Below are 15,346 nucleotides of genomic sequence, written 5' to 3' on the forward strand. Positions count from 1 at the left end.
CAATAGTCCCTGATCGCGCCCCGGATTGCACGTACTAATCCGGGCTACCCCCGCCGCTAGCGACACTTCGCCGAGGTGGCGGTGTCCGCCGCCCGTCACCGGTGCGGTACGAAAGCAGAGTGAACGTCTCCGACCTGATCTCCGCCGTGCTGGCCGCCGTCTCCGACCGGCGGCCCGACTGCCAGGGCAGCAGCTCATGCGAATGGGTGTACCGAGTGACGAACTCCGCCTGGTTCGCGGAGAGCAGCTACTGGATCCTGCTCAAGCCGCTGCGGGTGGCGCTGATCCTGCTGCTCGCGGTGGCCGCCCGGTGGGCGCTGCACCGGACCATCAACCGGCTGGTGCGGACCACCACCGAGGGCACGGTGCCGACCATGCTCCGCCCGCTGCGCGAGCGGCTCCCCAGCGCCTCGCTCGACCCGGAGCAGTTCGTGCCGGAGCGGCGGCGGCAGCGGGCCGAGGCGATCGGGTCGGTGCTGCGCAGCATGGTCACCGCGTTCGTCTTCGGGATCGCGCTGCTGATGGTGCTCAAGGAGTTCAGCTTCGACCTGGCCCCGCTGCTGGCGAGCGCGGGCATCGCCGGCGTGGCCCTCGGCTTCGGCGCGCAGAGCCTCGTCAAGGACCTGATCGCCGGCCTGTTCATGCTGATCGAGGACCAGTACGGCGTCGGCGACACGGTCGACCTGGGCGAGGCGACCGGCGTGGTCGAGGCGGTGGGGCTGCGGGTCACCACGGTCCGGGACGGCCGCGGCGTGCTCTGGTACATCCGCAACGGCGAGATCGTCCGCGTCGGGAACAAGAGCCAGGGCTGGGCGCTGGTCGTGGTCGACCTGCCGATCGGGTTCGCCGGCACCGAGGACGCCACCGCCGTGCTGCGTACCGCGGCGGCGTCGGTGGCACTGGACCCGGAGCTGGCGTCGAGCATCGTGGAGGAGCCGGAGGTCCTCGGCGTCGAGCAGATGACAGTCGACGGCGCGGTGATCCGTACCGTCGTCAAGACCACCGCGGACGGGCAGTTCGCGGTGGGCCGCGAACTGCGCCGGCGCCTCGCGGAAGCGCTGGAGAACTCGGGGATCGTCGCGCAGATCGCGGCCGCCCGGCTGTTCCCGGGCCTGCCGGTCCAGCCGCCGGCACCGCCCGCGGCCGAGGGTACGGGCACCGGCGGACCCACCTGAGCCGCCGGACGAGCCGGACTATTTTCCGGGGGTCGCGCGCCGCGCGGCCCCTCGGGTATCGTCCGTTCGTTCAGTCGGAGATGCGACGATCAATCCGTTCGCCCTAGCCAGCTGTCAGACGATCGGGCAGAATCCGGTGCACACGCTCCACCGGGGGGCGTGCTCGTGTCCTCGCTGATCGGTTGATCTGACGACGGTTCCCGGTCGGGCCATCACAAGTGGTCGACCAGGAACGATGGAGGCGACGGTGTCCGACGCGCGACCCGCCCGGGAGGGCCCGGCCACCTTCCGGGACGTCTTCGGTCAGTCGGAGTTCCGCGCCATCTTCGCCGCCAACACCCTCTCCTGGGTTGGTGACTACCTGGCCCGCGCCGCGGTCACCGTGCTCGTCCTGCGCGAGACCGACTCGGTCGCGCTCTCCGCCGCCGCGTTCGCCGCCAGCTACCTTCCCTGGCTGGTCGGCGGCCCGCTGCTCTCCGCGCTCGCCGAGCGGCACCGCTACCGGCGCGTCATGGTGGTCTGCGACCTCCTGCGGATGGCGCTGATGGCGCTGGTCGCGATGCCGTGGATGCCGACCTGGTCGGTCTTCGCGCTGATCTTCCTGGCCACGCTCGCGAACCCGCCGAGCCAGGCGGCGCGGTCGGCGCTGATGCCGCACATCCTGACCGGGGACCGGCTGGTCGTGGGCCTGTCCGCATTCACCAGCGCCGGCCAGGCCGCCCAGGTCGTCGGCTACCTGATCGGCGCCACGGTGGCGGCGCTCAACCCGAACACCGCGCTGCTCGTCAACGCCGTGACCTTCGCCGTGTCGGCCGCGCTGGTCCACTTCGGCGTCCGCGAGCGGCCACCGGCGATGACCGAGGTGCACCGCAGTCACCTGCTGCGGGAGACCGTCCAGGGTTTCCGGATCGTCTTCGAGCGGCCGGTGCTGCGCGCCATCGCGGTGCTGGTGTTCAGCGCAATGCTCTTCTCGATCGTCCCGGAGGGCCTGGCCGCCGGCTGGGCCGCCGACCGGACCGACGGCCGGATGGACGCCGGCACCGCCCAAGGGCTGATCATGGCCGCCGTCCCGGTCGGATACATCCTCGGCGGGCTGACCATCAGCCGGCTCGTCGGCCCGGAGCGGCGACTGACCCTGATGCGACCGTTGATGATCATCGCGCCGGCGACACTCGTACCCGCGCTGCTCAACCCGCCACCGGCGGTGGTCGCGCTGCTGGCCGCCGGGTGCGGCTTCGCCGTCGCCGGGCTCGTCCCGGTCGCCAACGGCCTGTTCGTGCAGGCGCTGCCGGACGGATTCCGGGCCCGGGCGTTCGGCGTCATGGCCAGCGGCACGCAGATCATCCAGGGTGCCGCGGTGCTGGCCACGGGCGCCCTCGCCGAGCGCTTCTCGGTCCCGTCGGTGGTCGGGGTGTGGAGCGCCGCCGGAGTGCTGATCATGACCGTGGCGGCTCTCGCGTGGCCCCGGCCGCAGGTGATCCACGAGGCCGTCGAGGCCGCCCGCGCCGAGTCGGCGACCGGCGCCGGCACCCCGCACGCGCCCTCGCACGGCCCCTCGCCCGGTGACCGGAACCGCGAGCACGGCCGGCGCCGGCACGCGGTGACGTGATCCGCGCGGCCCGGCGGGCGGGCGCGGGCGCCGGGCCGCACCTGGCAGGATGGAAGCGTGACTTCCCCAGGCGAGTCGATGACCCTCTTCGAGGCGACCGGCGGTGAACCGGCCTTCCGCAAGCTGGTGGACGAGTTCTACGCCGGCGTCGCGGACGACCCGCTGCTGCGGCCGATGTACCCGGAGGAGGACCTGGGCCCGGCGGCGGACCGGCTGACCCTGTTCCTCATCCAGTACTGGGGCGGCCCGCACACCTACTCGGAGCAGCGCGGGCACCCGCGGCTGCGGATGCGGCACGCCCCGTTCCGGATCGGCGCGGCCGAGCGGGACGCCTGGCTGCGCCACATGCGCCGGGCGGTGGACACGCTCGACCTGCCGCCGCAGCTCGCCGCCGCGCTCTGGGACTACCTGGAGCGGGCCGCCTACTTCATGGTGAACGTGATGGAGGACCCGGCCGCCGGCTGAGCCCGGCTCAGAGCAGGGCGCCCTCGTCGTGCAGCCAGTCGACGAACGTCACGGCGACGGCGGCGCCGCAGTCGAGCGTCTCGACGAGCAGCGCGTCGTGGGCGCCGGCGCCGAGCGGCACCTGCAACTCGGCGTAGATCGGAAGCTGACCGCGCTCGGTCGGGTCACCGATGTACGCCTTGCAGAAGCGCCGGGTGTGGTTCCACTCGTTCACCACGCGATAGGCCCGGTCGGCCCAGTCCGGCGGGACCGTCGCGTGCGGACGGGCCCGCATCACGAGGATCTCGTCCTCCGGGCCCTCCAGCGCGATGAGCACGGCGTGCCGCTCCCACATGGCCAGCAGGTTGCCGCCGCCGTCGGCCAGATAGCGGACGTCGAGCAGGTCGAGCGCGTCGCAGACCCGGCTCAGCGTGACCGGCGCGACGGTGGCCGGCATGTCCGTGAGGACCGGCCGCTCGGGTGGCGCCGCGTCGTCCCCCGGCTGGCGAGGGGTCGGTGGGCCGACCCGGATGGTGTCATCCACTGTGGTCCCGCTTCGAGTCTCCGGCTCCCCGCCAGCGGCGGGACCAGGGCGCCATGACCACCACGGCATCGCTCGCGCACCTCACTCCCCAGCGGATCCGGACGCCTACGGTGCGTTGGATCCGAGGATGGACGGTACCCGGACAGGCGGCGTGAGGCACCCCCCCAACGACCGCCCCAACCCGGAAGGACGAAGTGGGGTCATCCGTTCGGGTGATCCGGCGTCGGCCTGAGTGCAAGATCGGAAACGGTACGCGACCAGGCCGCCCCGAACGGTCCGACGAGCCCGACCCATCGGCCGGCCGTCCGCACCTGAACGTCGTCCGCGCCGGAGCTGAGAAAACCCATCCGGACCAGGGCCTGCACCAGCCGCTGCGACACCTCCACCGGGGCGCGCGGCGCCTCGTCCGGGGTCACCACCACGGCGACGTGGTCCAGCAGTGCGTCCCGCAGCATCCGCTGCCCGACCGCGCGGCCCGCCACGCCGCGCGTGGCCGCCTCGCGCAACGTCCCGGCCGCCGCCTCCGCGATCCGGCGCAGCTCGGCGCCGGGCAGCGCCTCCACCGCCCGGCTCGCCGCCGGCGGGAGCTGCCACCGCCAGCCGTCGTCCCGGCGTACCGGAAGCGCGGCGCCGCCGGCCGAGAGTTCGGCCAGCAGCTCCCCCGCGGCGACCGTGGCGTCCCCGGGAGCGGCGCCCGGCACGGTGCGGACCACGAGCACACCCCACGGCAGCCGCGCCCAGAGGGCGGTCCGGCCCGCGCCCGGCACCGGCCGCAGCCGGACCAGAGTGGCCGGGTCGAACCGGACCAGCCGGGCCAGGAAGGCCCCGGCGTCGGCCGTCCCGGTCAACCCGTGCCCGGTCATGCGCTCAGCCCCGGCGCGTAGCCGAGCAGGAACGCCCGTTCCTCCGGCGAGATCCGGCGCGGGCGTTGCGCCGTCAGGTCGAACGGCACCAGCAGCGACCGGGCGGTCCCGGCCAGCGTGTCGCCGTCGTACAGCTCGTACGAGACCGAGAAGTAGGCGGCCTTGATCTGGTCCACCCACAGCTCGATCCGCACCGTCGGGGCGGCCTCCGCGCTGGCCCGGCCGAGCGCGTAGTCGACCGGGCGCAGGTAGTCGACCTCGTGCCGGCGGATGACCACACCGTCGGCGAACGAGCCCACTCCCCACGCCCGGCCGCCGGCGAACATCATCGCCACCCGGGCCTCCTCGTAGAGCGTGAGGAAGCGGGCGTTGTTGACGTGGCCGTACGCGTCCAGGTCGGACCAGCGCAGCGCGCAGTGGTAGACGAACCGCTCAGACAAGGGTCGGCACCGGTCAGTCGCGGGTGAGCTTGCGGTAGGTCACCCGGTGCGGCCGGGCGGCCTCCGCGCCGAGCCGGTCGACCTTGTTCTTCTCGTACGCCTCGAAGTTGCCCTCGAACCAGAACCACTTGGCCGGGTTCTGGTCGTCGCCCTCCCAGGCCAGGATGTGTGTGGCGACCCGGTCCAGGAACATCCGGTCGTGGGAGATGACCACGGCGCAGCCGGGGAACTCCAGCAGCGCGTTCTCCAGGCTGGACAGCGTCTCCACGTCCAGGTCGTTCGTCGGCTCGTCGAGCAGGATCACGTTGCCGCCGATCTTCAGCGTCAGCGCCAGGTTGAGCCGGTTGCGCTCGCCGCCGGAGAGCACCTTCGTCGGTTTCTGCTGGTCCGGCCCCTTGAAGCCGAACGCGGCGATGTACGCCCGGGACGGCATCTCGACCTTGCCCACCATGAGGTGGTCCAGACCGTCGGAGACGACCTCCCAGACGGTCTTGTCGCCGTCGAGGCCCTGCCGGTTCTGGTCGACGTACGACAGCGAGACGGTCTCGCCGACCCGGACCGAGCCGCTGGTCGACTGCTCCAGCCCGACGATGGTCTTGAACAGCGTGGTCTTGCCGACGCCGTTGGGGCCGATGATGCCGACGATGCCGTTGCGGGGCAGCGAGAACGACAGGCCGTCGATCAGCACCCGGTCGCCGAACGCCTTGGTCAGGTTCTGCGCCTCGATGACCGTGTTGCCCAGACGCGGGCCCGGCGGGATCTGGATCTCCTCGAAGTCCAGCTTCCGGGTCTTCTCCGCCTCGGCGGCCATCTCGTCGTAGCGGTCCAGGCGGGCCTTGGACTTGGTCTGCCGCGCCTTGGCGTTCGAGCGGACCCACTCCAGTTCGTCGGAGAGGCGCTTGCGCATCTTGGCGTCGCGGCGTCCCTCGACGGAGAGCCGGGCGGCCTTCTTCTCCAGGTAGGTGGAGTAGTTGCCCTCGTAGGGGTAGGCCCGGCCGCGGTCCAGCTCCAGGATCCAGTTGGCCACGTTGTCCAGGAAGTACCGGTCGTGCGTGATCGCCAGGACGGTGCCTGCGTACTTGGCCAGGTGCTGCTCCAGCCACTGCACGCTCTCCGCGTCCAGGTGGTTGGTGGGCTCGTCGAGCAGCAGCAGGTCCGGCGCTTCCAGCAGCAGCTTGCACAGCGCCACCCGGCGGCGCTCACCACCGGAGAGCTTGGTGACGTCGGCGTCCGGCGGCGGGCAGCGCAGCGCGTCCATGGCGAGTTCGAGCTTGGAGTCGATGTCCCACGCGTCGGCCGCGTCCAGGTCCTCCTGGAGCTTGCCCATCTCCTCCATCAGCTCGTCGGAGTAGTCGGTGGCCATCTGCTCGGCGATCTTGTTGAACCGCTCCAGCTTGGCCTTGGTCTCGGCCACCGCCTCCTCGACATTGCCGAGGACCGTCTTCTCCTCGTTGAGCGGAGGCTCCTGCGCGAGCATGCCGACCGAGTAGCCGGGCATGAGCCGGGCCTCGCCGTTGCTCGGCCGGTCCAGCCCTGCCATGATCTTGAGGAGGCTGGACTTACCGGCGCCGTTCGGACCGACCACCCCGATCTTGACACCCGGCAGGAAGTTCAGCGTCACGTTGTCGAGCACGACCTTGTCGCCGTGCGCCTTGCGCGCCTTGTCCAGGACGTAGATGAACTGGGCCACGGTGCGGGCTACCTCCGTCGGTTGCGATCGCGGGCTTGTCGGGTGCGGGGCGCGGGCGCTGTCTGCGCCTGCCGCCGCCGGCCGGGAGCCGGCCGCGCGCACGCCGCCGTCAATCCTGACAGGTACGGACCGCCACGCCCACATCACCCCACCCCAGGGGTACGGCGGCGAGCCGCGTTGCCGACACCGGTACTACTCGCTAACGTCTGCAGTATGACCAAGAAGATCGCCATCAGCGTCCCCGACGACGTGGCCGAACGACTGGCCCAGGAGCCGAACGTCTCCGCGTTCGTCACCGAGAGCGTGCGGCAGCGGATGGCGGGAGAGCGCACCCGGCGCGCGCTCCGGCAGGTCGGCTTCCGGCTGTCCGACGGCGGGCTCGCCGACGCGAGCCACGCGCTCGACGAGGCCCAGGCGAAGATCACCCCGGAACTGCGCGCCCGGGCCGCCACGCTGCTGAGCGAGTCGTCACGTGGACGGCTGACCCGTGACTGACGCGGGGCTGGTGCTCGACACCGCCTGCCTGCTGGCCTACGCGGAAGGCACCGAGGCGGTCGGGGAGCAGATCGCGTCGGTCGCGGACCGGGGGCAGACGGTGATCGTGCCGGCGCTGTGTCTCGCCGAGGCGTACCGGCACGTGGCCGTAGACGGCTGGCGCCTGCTGGACATCCTCGGCGATCTCGACCACGTGGTCGTCACCGCCGTGGCACACGACATGTGCATGTTCCTCGGCGGCTGGTCACGCACGCTCCTGAGCATGGACCTCGCCCAGGTGGCGCTGGAGGCCGCACGGGCCACCACACCGATCATGAGCGACCGGCGGGAACTGCTCGGTGAGGTGCTTCCCAAGGAGTGGCCGATCATCGACCTCTGAGCCACCGGTGTCGACAAGATCACGCGATGGGTTCGGCGGTTCTGGGACGGGTAGGTAACTCCGGCACGGGGGATCAGACGCCGCAGCTACGCTCAGTACGCTCATCGCGGTGGACCCGTCAGTACCCGGAGGTGGCCGATCGTGACCGTCCGTAGCTCCTTTGTCGTAGTGGCCAACCGCCTGCCCGTCGACGAGGTGAGCACACCCGAGGGCCGGCAGTGGCGGCGCAGCCCCGGCGGGCTGGTGACCGCCCTGCACCCGGTGCTGGCCGAGCACAAGGGCACCTGGGTGGGGTGGGCCGGTGGCACCGGCGCCGCGCCCGAGCCGTTCGACCTGGAGGGCATCCGGCTGCACCCGGTGCCGCTGAGCGCCGAGGAACTGGAGCGCTACTACGAGGGCCAGTCGAACGCGACGATCTGGCCGCTCTACCACGACGCGGTGGAGACGCCCGCCTACAAGCGGCGCTGGCGCGAGGCGTACCGGTTGGTGAACGCCCGGTTCGCGGAGGCCGCGGCGGACGTGGCGGCCGAGGGCGCGACGGTCTGGGTGCAGGACTACCAGCTCCAGCTCGTGCCGGCGATGCTCCGGGAGCTGCGGCCGGACCTGCGGATCGGCTTCTTCCTGCACATCCCGTTCCCGCCGATCGAGCTGTTCATGCAGATGCCGTTCCGCACCGAGATCCTGCGTGGACTGCTCGGCGCGGACCTGGTCGGCTTCCAGCAGCGGTTGGCGGCGCAGAACTTCGTCCGGCTGGCCCGGCACCTGCTCGGCCTGCGCTACGAGGGCCAGATGATCCAGGTCGACGGCCGGCAGGTGAAGGCCGGCGCGTTCCCCATCTCCATCGACACCAGGGAAATGGAGCGGCTGGCTGAGGATCCGGCGATCCAGGCCCGAGCCAAGCAGATCCGCGAGGAACTGGGCAACCCGAAGACGATCATCCTGGGTGTCGACCGGCTCGACTACACCAAGGGCATCGAACTCCGGCTGAAGGCCTTCCGGGAACTCCTCGCTGACGGAAAGTTGACAGTTCCGGACGCGGTTATGGTGCAGGTCGCCACGCCCAGCCGCGAGCGCGTGGAGCACTACCAGGCACTTCGGGTGAAGGTGGAACGCGAAGTTGGCCGGATCAATGGTGAATTCGGCCGGGTCGGCGTGCCTGCCGTGCATTACCTGCATCAGTCGTACAGTCGCTCCGAACTGGCCGCGATGTACGTCGCGGCCGACGTGATGATGGTGACCCCGCTGCGAGACGGAATGAATCTGGTGGCCAAGGAGTACGTCGCATCGCGCGCCGACCAGGGCGGCGCGCTCGTGCTCAGTGAGTTCGCCGGCGCCGCGACAGAGCTGCGCCAGGCGTTCCTGTGTAATCCGCACGACCCGGACGCGGTGAAGGACGCGTTGCTACGGGCCGTGCATGTCGAAAAGCCCGAAGCCCGCCGCCGGATGCGCGTCATGCAGCGCCATCTGCGCAGTCACGACGTGGGCCACTGGGCCAAGTCGTTCCTCAGCGAGCTCGGCGTGCCCGATACGGAGGCCGCGTGACCTCGCCCGCCCCCGCCGCCCACGGCGGCGTGCTGGATCCCGACCTGCGCGCCGCCATCGGCCGTATCGCCCGGGTTCCGCAACTCCTTGTCGCCTGCGACTACGACGGCACGCTGGCGCCGATCGTGGAGGACCCCAGCAAGGCCGTGCCGCTGCCCGAGTCGGTGGCGGCCGTACGCGCGCTGGCCGCGCTGCCGCAGACGAGCGTCGCCGTCGTATCCGGCCGCGCGCTGCGCGACCTGGCCACGCTCTCCCGGCTGCCCAGCGAGGTGCACCTCGTCGGCAGCCACGGCTCCGAGTTCGACATCGGCTTCGTCGAGCGGCTCACCCCCGAGCTGATCGCCGTCCGGCACCGGCTCCGCGAGGCACTGCGCGAGATCGCCGCCGAGCACCCGGGCATCCGCCTGGAACGCAAGCCGGCCAGCGTCGCCGTGCACACCCGCGGTGTCGACCCGCACGTCGCCGCCCGAGCCGTCGAGGCGGTCCGCAACGGCCCCGCGACCTGGGAGGACGTGACAGTCACCCAGGGCAAGGAGGTCATCGAGCTGTCGGTGGTCGTCACCAACAAGGGCACCGCCGTCGACCAGCTCCGCACCCAGCTCGCCGCGAGCGCGGTCCTGTTCATCGGCGACGACGTCACCGATGAGAACGCCTTCGGCAACCTGACCGGTCCGGACGTCGGCATCAAGATCGGTCCCGGGGAGACCCGGGCCGACTACCGGGTGGCCGAGCCGATCGAGGCGGCCCGCGCGCTGGGGCTGCTGCTGGAGACGCGGCGGCACTGGCTGTTCGGCGAGCGGGCGGTGCCGATCGAGCGGCACTCGATGCTCGCCAACGGCCGTACCGTCGCGCTCGTCACGCCGGAAGCCAAGATCACCTGGCTGTGCCACCCGAAGCCGGACTCGGCGGCGATCTTCGCCGACCTGGTCGGCGGCAGCCCGGCCGGGCACTTCACCGTCGGGCCGGAGCGCGGCGGCATCCCGCTGGGCCAGCGCTACCGCAGCAACACCATGACCGTCGAGACCCGCTGGTCCGGCCTGACCGTGACCGACTGGCTCGATCTGCCGGTGCGGGAGACCACGCCGGACGACCCGGCCGTGGTCAGCGGCGACTCGACACTGGTCCGGGTGCTCGGCGGCACCGGGCGGGCCCGAATCGAGTTCGCGCCGCGTCCCGAGTTCGGTCAGGTGGCGGTGCAGCTCCAGCCGCTCGACGACGGGCTGCTGGTGCTCGGCTCCAACGAGCCGGTCGCGCTGCACTCCCCCGGCGTCGAGTGGGAGGTCACGAACGACGCCGGGTACGAAACCGCGAAGGCGGTGGTCGACCTGTCGGCGGCCGGCGGCCAGGTGGTGCTGGAGCTGCGCTTCGGCACGCAGAGCCTGGAGCCGCACCGGCTGCCGCTGCACGAGCGGCAGGCCGCCGCCGAGCAGCCCTGGAAGGACTGGGTGGCCTCGCTGCGGCTGCCCGCCACCGCCCGGGACCTGGTCGCCCGCAGCGCGCTGACGCTGCGCGGGCTCTGCCACGAGCCGACCGGCTCGATCCTCGCCGCGGCCACCACGTCACTGCCGGAGGAACTGGGCGGTGTCCGCAACTGGGACTACCGCTACTGCTGGCTGCGGGACGCCGCGATGACCGCCCGCGCGCTTGTCGACCTCGGCTCGACCGAGGAGGCCGAAGGGCTGCTGCGCTGGATCGACGGCGTGGTCGAGCGCACCGGTGGGCACCCGGAGCGGCTGCACCCGCTCTACACGGTGGACGGCTTCGAGCTGGGCGCCGAGGCGGTCATCGACACGCTGCCCGGCTACGCCGGCTCCCGGCCGGTACGGGTCGGCAACCTCGCCAACCACCAGCTCCAGCTCGACGTCTTCGGCCCGGTCGCGGACCTGATCGCGGCGGTGGTCGACGCCCGTGGCTCGATCCGCGACGACGAGTGGCGGGTGCTGGAGAACATGGTCGAGGCGGTACGCCGCCGCTGGCACGAGCCCGACCACGGCATCTGGGAGGCCCGCCTTCCCCCGCGGCACCACGTCTTCTCCAAGGTCATGCTCTGGATGACAGTGGACCGGGCGCTGCACGTCGTACGCCGGCACGGCGGCGAGGACCGGCCGGAGTGGGTCGACCTGCGCGACCGGATCGCCTCGAACGTGCTTGAGCACGGCTGGCACCCGGAGGCCGAGGCGTACAGCGTCGCCTACGGCTACGAGGAGATGGACGCCTCGTCGCTGTGGATCGGCATCTCCGGGCTGCTCGCCGGGGACGACCCGCGTTTCCTCTCCACCGTCCTCAAGATCGAGGCGGAGCTGCGCAGCGGTCCGGTCGTCTACCGGTACCACTGGGACGACGGCCTGCCTGGCCGGGAGGGCGGCTTCCACATCTGCACGTCGTGGCTGATCGAGGCGTACCTGCGCACCGGCCGCCGCAGCGATGCCGAGGAGCTGTTCACCCAGATGGTCGACACGGCCGGGCCGACCGGGCTACTGCCGGAGCAGTACGACCCGCTGGCCGAGCGCGGGCTGGGCAACCACCCGCAGGCCTACAGCCACCTCGGCCTGATCCGCTGCGCCCTGCTGCTGGAGAACATGCTCAAGCAGTGACCTGACGCGACGCCCCGGACGGCGGCGGGAGACCTCCCGGTCCCCCGCCGCCGTCCACGTCCACGCCCCGCCCGCCTCGGCGATCAGGCGAGGATGGTGGGGGTCAGGGTGTGAACGACGCCGCCGACCACCACGATCGCGGGTGGGCGTAGCGCGGCAGCCTCCACGTCGGCGGCCACAGTGCCCAGCGTGGAGCGCAGTGTGCGCTGAGCGGCTGTGGTGCCCTCCTGGATGACCGCGGCGGGAGTGTCAGCCGGTCTGCCGTTCGCGATCAGGGTGGCGCTGATCGCGGCGAGGTTCTTCAGACCCATCAGGATCACCAGCGTGCCACGCAACCCGGCCAGGGCCTCCCAGCGGACGAGCGACGCGGGCGCGTCGGGCGCGAGGTGCCCGGACACCACAGTGAACTCGTGCGCCACGCCCCGGTGCGTCACCGGCACCCCGGCCACCTCCGGCACGGCGATCGCGCTCGTCACGCCGGGCACCACAGTCACCGGCACGCCCGCCTCGGCGCAGGCCAGCAGTTCCTCGCCGCCGCGCCCGAAGACGTACGGGTCGCCGCCCTTCAGCCGCACCACCACCTTGCCGGCCCGGGCCCGGTCGACCAGGATCCGGTTGATCTCCTCCTGGGCGCGCGACGGCCCGTACGGAATCTTGGAGGCGTCGACCAGCTCGACGTCCGGGCGCAGCTCGTCCAGGAGCAGACCGGGCACGAGCCGGTCGGCCACGACCACCTCGGCCTCGGTGAGCAGCCGCCACCCCTTCACGGTGATCAGCTCCGGGTCGCCCGGCCCGGCGCCGACGAGCGCGACGCGCCCGCCGGTGTTAAGAGGGGCCCCTTCCTCTACCGCAGGCGTTAACAGGGGGCCCTTCCTTCCGAGCAGGGCACGGATGGCGTCTCGGGTCGCCATCGCTCGGCGGGGGTCGCCGCCGCCGAGGACCGCAACGGTGACCGGGCCGTGCCGGGTCACCGCCGGGGTCCACGCGCTGGCCGCCGTCCGGTCGTCGGCGCGGACGCAGAAGATCCGCCGCTCGGCCGCGGCGGCGCTGACCGCAGCGGCGGCGGCCCGGTCGTCCACCGCCACCTGGACCAGCCACGCGCCGTCCAGGTCGCCGGGGGCGAACCGGCGCGGCTCCCAGTGCAGCCGCCCGGCGTCGACGTGCGCGCGCAGCGCCGGAGTCAGTTCGGGCGACACCAGCAGCACGTCCGCGCCGGCGTCGAGCAGCGCGGGCACCCGCCGGGTGGCGACCGCTCCGCCGCCCACGACCACCACGCGCCGCCCGCCCAGCCGCAACCCCAGGGGGTACGGGCTCGGCGGCGTCGGCCCGGCCGGCTCGGTCACTTCTCCGCCACCCCGGCGGAGTCGAACGTCGCCACCTCGTGCAGTACCCGGACCGCACCGGTGACGACGGGCAGGGCGAGCAGTGCCCCGGTGCCCTCGCCGAGCCGCAGCCCCAGGTCGATCAGCGGCTCCAGGCCGAGGTGCCGCAGCGCCGCCGTGGCGCCGGGCTCGGCGCTGCGGTGCCCGGCGACCATGGCGCCCACGGAGTCCGGCGCGAACGCGGCGGCGGCGAGCGCGGCGCTCACCGCGATCACGCCGTCGAGCAGCACCGGCACCCGGCGGGCGGCGGCACCGAGGATCAGGCCGGTCAACGCGGCGTGCTCCAGCCCGCCGACTGTGGCCAGCACGCCCAGCGGGTCGGCCGGGTCGGGCTCGTGCCGGGCCAGCGCGGCACTCACCACCGCCACCTTGCGGGCGTACGTCTCGTCGTCGACTCCGGTGCCCCGGCCGGTGGCCGCCTCCGCGTCCACGCCGCCGAACGCGGCGACGAGCGTGGCGGACGGGGTGGTGTTGCCGATGCCCATGTCGCCGGTGAGCAGGATGCCCGCCCCGGCGTCGATCAGTTCGCCGGCGACCCGGATGCCGGTCTCGACAGCCACGCGGGCCTCGTCCCGGGTCATCGCGGCGGTGACCGTCATGTCGCGGGTGCCGGGGCGTACGTTGGCGGCCACCAGGCGCGGCCCGGTCGGGTCACCGGGGCCCTCGGCGCCGGCGCCGGGGATCGGGGTGGCCACGCCGACGTCCACCACGGTGACCGAGGCGCCGGCCTGGCGGGCGAACGCGTTGACCACCGCGCCGCCGGCGAGGAAGTTGGCGATCATCTGGGCGGTGACCTCCTGCGGCCACGGGGTCACGCCCTGGGCGTGCACGCCGTGGTCACCGGCGAAGATCGCCACCGCGGCCGGCTCGGGCAGCGGCGGCGGGCAGGCGCCGGCCAGCCCGGCAAGGCGTACCGAGAGCGGCTCCAGGGCGCCGAGCGAGCCGGCGGGCTTGGTCAGCCGCCCCTGCAACTCGCGGGCCGCCGCCATGGCGGCCTCGTCCAGCGGCCGGATCGCCGCGACTGTGGACTCCAGCATCATGCCTCCAGGATCCGTGCCAGCGTCTCGATGAACGCGTCGGTGGTGCCCCGGTCGCGTACGGCGATCCGGAGCCAGTCCGGGCCGAGCCCGGGGAACGTGTCGCCCCGGCGTACCGCCCAGCCGTGCGCGCGCAGCCGCTCGCGTACCTCGGCGGCGCCGGCGGTGTGGATCAGGACGAAGGCGGCGGCCGGGCGGCCCGCCACGCGTACCCCCGGCAGGCCGGACAGGCGGGCCACCAGGTGGTCGCGGTCGGCGGCGAGTTCGGCGGCGATGGCGCGTTCGGCAGCGACGGCGGCCGGTGCGGCGCAGGCGGTGGCGGCGGCGAGCGCCGGGGTGGAGACCGCCCAGAGCGGCTGCGCGGCGGCGAACCGGGCCAGCAGCGCGGCGTCGCCGAGCAGGTAGCCGATCCGCAGCCCGGCCAGGCCCCAGGTCTTGGTGAGGCTGCGCACCACCACGAGGCCGGGCAGGTCGCGGCGGGCGGCGAGCGACTCGGGCTCGCCGTCGGCGCCGGGCGCGGCGGTGCTGTCGGCGAACGCCTCGTCGACCACGAGCACCCGGCCGGGACGGGCCAGTGCGGCGATCGTGTCCGCCGGGTGCAGGACCGAGGTGGGGTTCGTGGGGTTGCCGATCATGACCAGGTCGGCGTCGTCGGGGACGCGGGCCGGGTCGAGGCGGAAGCCGTCGGCCGGGTCGAGCAGCGCCCGGTCCACCCGGTGCCCGGCGGCCCGCAGCGCCGCCTCCGGCTCGGTGAACTGCGGGTGCACCACCACGGGGTGGCGGGCGCCGGTCAGCGCGCGGGCGATCAGGACGAAACCCTCGGCCGCACCGGCGGTGAGGAGTACCTCCTCCGGGGGTCGCCCGTGCCGGTGAGCGACGGCGGCGCGGGCCGGTGCCGGGTCCGGGTACGCCGCCAGGTCGCCCAGCGCGGCGGTGATCGGGTCGGCAAGCCAGTCCGGCATCGGGGCGCGGCGCACGTTCACCGCCAGGTCCACCAGGCCGGGAGTGGCCTCGGCGTCCCCGTGGTGGCCCAGGTCGGGCTCGTGGAGCGCGGCGGCGCTCCCGGTCGGTGCTGCGGGCATGTCCGCGATCCTGCCGGGTAGCCGCCGCCCGGGACAGCGCATCCCGGCGTGGGTCGCGTCACGGTCCGCC

At 73.0% G+C, this 15,346-nt stretch carries 14 protein-coding genes; 7 read left to right on the forward strand and 7 right to left on the reverse strand.

Features of this window, described 5'->3' with window-relative positions; genetic code table 11:
- The first annotated feature begins 119 nt into the window (after nt 1–119).
- The 3 genes from C569_RS0116735 to C569_RS0116745 all read left to right on the forward strand — a co-directional run bounded on the left by C569_RS0116735 (nt 120) and on the right by C569_RS0116745 (nt 3,249).
- Complete coding sequence (locus tag C569_RS0116735; RefSeq protein WP_018786924.1) at nt 120–1,175, forward strand: mechanosensitive ion channel domain-containing protein; 1,056 nt, start codon at nt 120–122, stop codon at nt 1,173–1,175.
- Between the two features lie 235 nt (nt 1,176–1,410).
- Complete coding sequence (locus tag C569_RS0116740) at nt 1,411–2,784, forward strand: MFS transporter (RefSeq protein ID WP_018786925.1); 1,374 nt, start codon at nt 1,411–1,413, stop codon at nt 2,782–2,784.
- 78 nt (nt 2,785–2,862) lie between these two features.
- The gene (locus C569_RS0116745) at nt 2,863–3,249 is read left to right on the forward strand and encodes a globin (protein WP_018786926.1); all 387 of its coding nucleotides are present in this window, start codon (nt 2,863–2,865) and stop codon (nt 3,247–3,249) included.
- A gap of 7 nt (nt 3,250–3,256) precedes the next feature.
- Here the strand turns inward: C569_RS0116745 and C569_RS0116750 are convergent, their stop codons facing one another.
- The 4 genes from C569_RS0116750 to ettA all read right to left on the reverse strand — a co-directional run bounded on the left by C569_RS0116750 (nt 3,257) and on the right by ettA (nt 6,765).
- Nucleotides 3,257–3,841, reverse strand: a complete 585-nt coding sequence (locus C569_RS0116750) for a YbjN domain-containing protein (RefSeq protein WP_026268253.1) — start codon at nt 3,839–3,841, stop codon at nt 3,257–3,259.
- 131 nt (nt 3,842–3,972) lie between these two features.
- Nucleotides 3,973–4,635: a hypothetical protein gene (locus C569_RS0116755; RefSeq protein WP_018786928.1), complete on the reverse strand. Its 663-nt coding sequence runs from the start codon at nt 4,633–4,635 to the stop codon at nt 3,973–3,975.
- Complete coding sequence (locus tag C569_RS0116760; RefSeq protein ID WP_018786929.1) at nt 4,632–5,075, reverse strand: thioesterase family protein; 444 nt, start codon at nt 5,073–5,075, stop codon at nt 4,632–4,634. The genes C569_RS0116755 and C569_RS0116760 overlap by 4 nt, the downstream gene beginning before the upstream one ends.
- A 13-nt stretch (nt 5,076–5,088) precedes the next feature.
- Complete coding sequence (ettA, locus tag C569_RS0116765; RefSeq protein ID WP_018786930.1) at nt 5,089–6,765, reverse strand: energy-dependent translational throttle protein EttA; 1,677 nt, start codon at nt 6,763–6,765, stop codon at nt 5,089–5,091.
- A 213-nt stretch (nt 6,766–6,978) separates the two neighbouring features.
- On the opposite strand from ettA, the gene C569_RS30455 reads away from it, so the two are divergent.
- From C569_RS30455 to otsB, 4 genes are all read left to right on the forward strand, one after another.
- A complete protein-coding gene (locus tag C569_RS30455) occupies nt 6,979–7,260 on the forward strand; it encodes a hypothetical protein (RefSeq protein ID WP_018786931.1) in 282 nt (93 codons plus the stop codon).
- Nucleotides 7,253–7,639, forward strand: coding sequence for a hypothetical protein (locus tag C569_RS31760; RefSeq protein ID WP_018786932.1), 387 nt, complete (start codon nt 7,253–7,255; stop codon nt 7,637–7,639). Before C569_RS30455 ends, C569_RS31760 begins: the two co-directional genes overlap by 8 nt.
- A 141-nt stretch (nt 7,640–7,780) precedes the next feature.
- Entirely contained in the window at nt 7,781–9,181 is a 1,401-nt protein-coding gene (locus tag C569_RS0116780) for a trehalose-6-phosphate synthase (RefSeq protein WP_026268254.1), read from the forward strand.
- Nucleotides 9,178–11,775 carry a trehalose-phosphatase gene (gene otsB, locus C569_RS0116785; protein WP_018786934.1) on the forward strand — a complete coding sequence of 866 codons (2,598 nt, stop codon included), beginning with the start codon at nt 9,178–9,180 and terminating at the stop codon, nt 11,773–11,775. Before C569_RS0116780 ends, otsB begins: the two co-directional genes overlap by 4 nt.
- Nucleotides 11,776–11,858: 83 nt before the next feature.
- On the opposite strand, the gene cobA is transcribed toward otsB, so the two are convergent.
- Genes cobA through cobC form a run of 3 tightly spaced genes read right to left on the reverse strand, consistent with a single transcriptional unit; the run spans nt 11,859 to nt 15,276 of the window.
- A complete protein-coding gene (cobA, locus tag C569_RS0116790) occupies nt 11,859–13,118 on the reverse strand; it encodes a uroporphyrinogen-III C-methyltransferase (RefSeq protein ID WP_018786935.1) in 1,260 nt (419 codons plus the stop codon).
- A complete protein-coding gene (gene cobT, locus C569_RS0116795) occupies nt 13,115–14,194 on the reverse strand; it encodes a nicotinate-nucleotide--dimethylbenzimidazole phosphoribosyltransferase (protein ID WP_018786936.1) in 1,080 nt (359 codons plus the stop codon). The genes cobA and cobT overlap by 4 nt, the downstream gene beginning before the upstream one ends.
- On the reverse strand, nt 14,194–15,276 hold the full coding sequence (gene cobC / locus C569_RS0116800; RefSeq protein WP_018786937.1) for an Rv2231c family pyridoxal phosphate-dependent protein CobC: 1,083 nt from the start codon (nt 15,274–15,276) through the stop codon (nt 14,194–14,196). Before cobC ends, cobT begins: the two co-directional genes overlap by 1 nt.
- Nucleotides 15,277–15,346: the final 70 nt, after the last annotated feature.

This window comes from Micromonospora sp. CNB394, assembly GCF_000374985.1.
GTDB lineage: Bacteria > Actinomycetota > Actinomycetes > Mycobacteriales > Micromonosporaceae > Micromonospora > Micromonospora marina.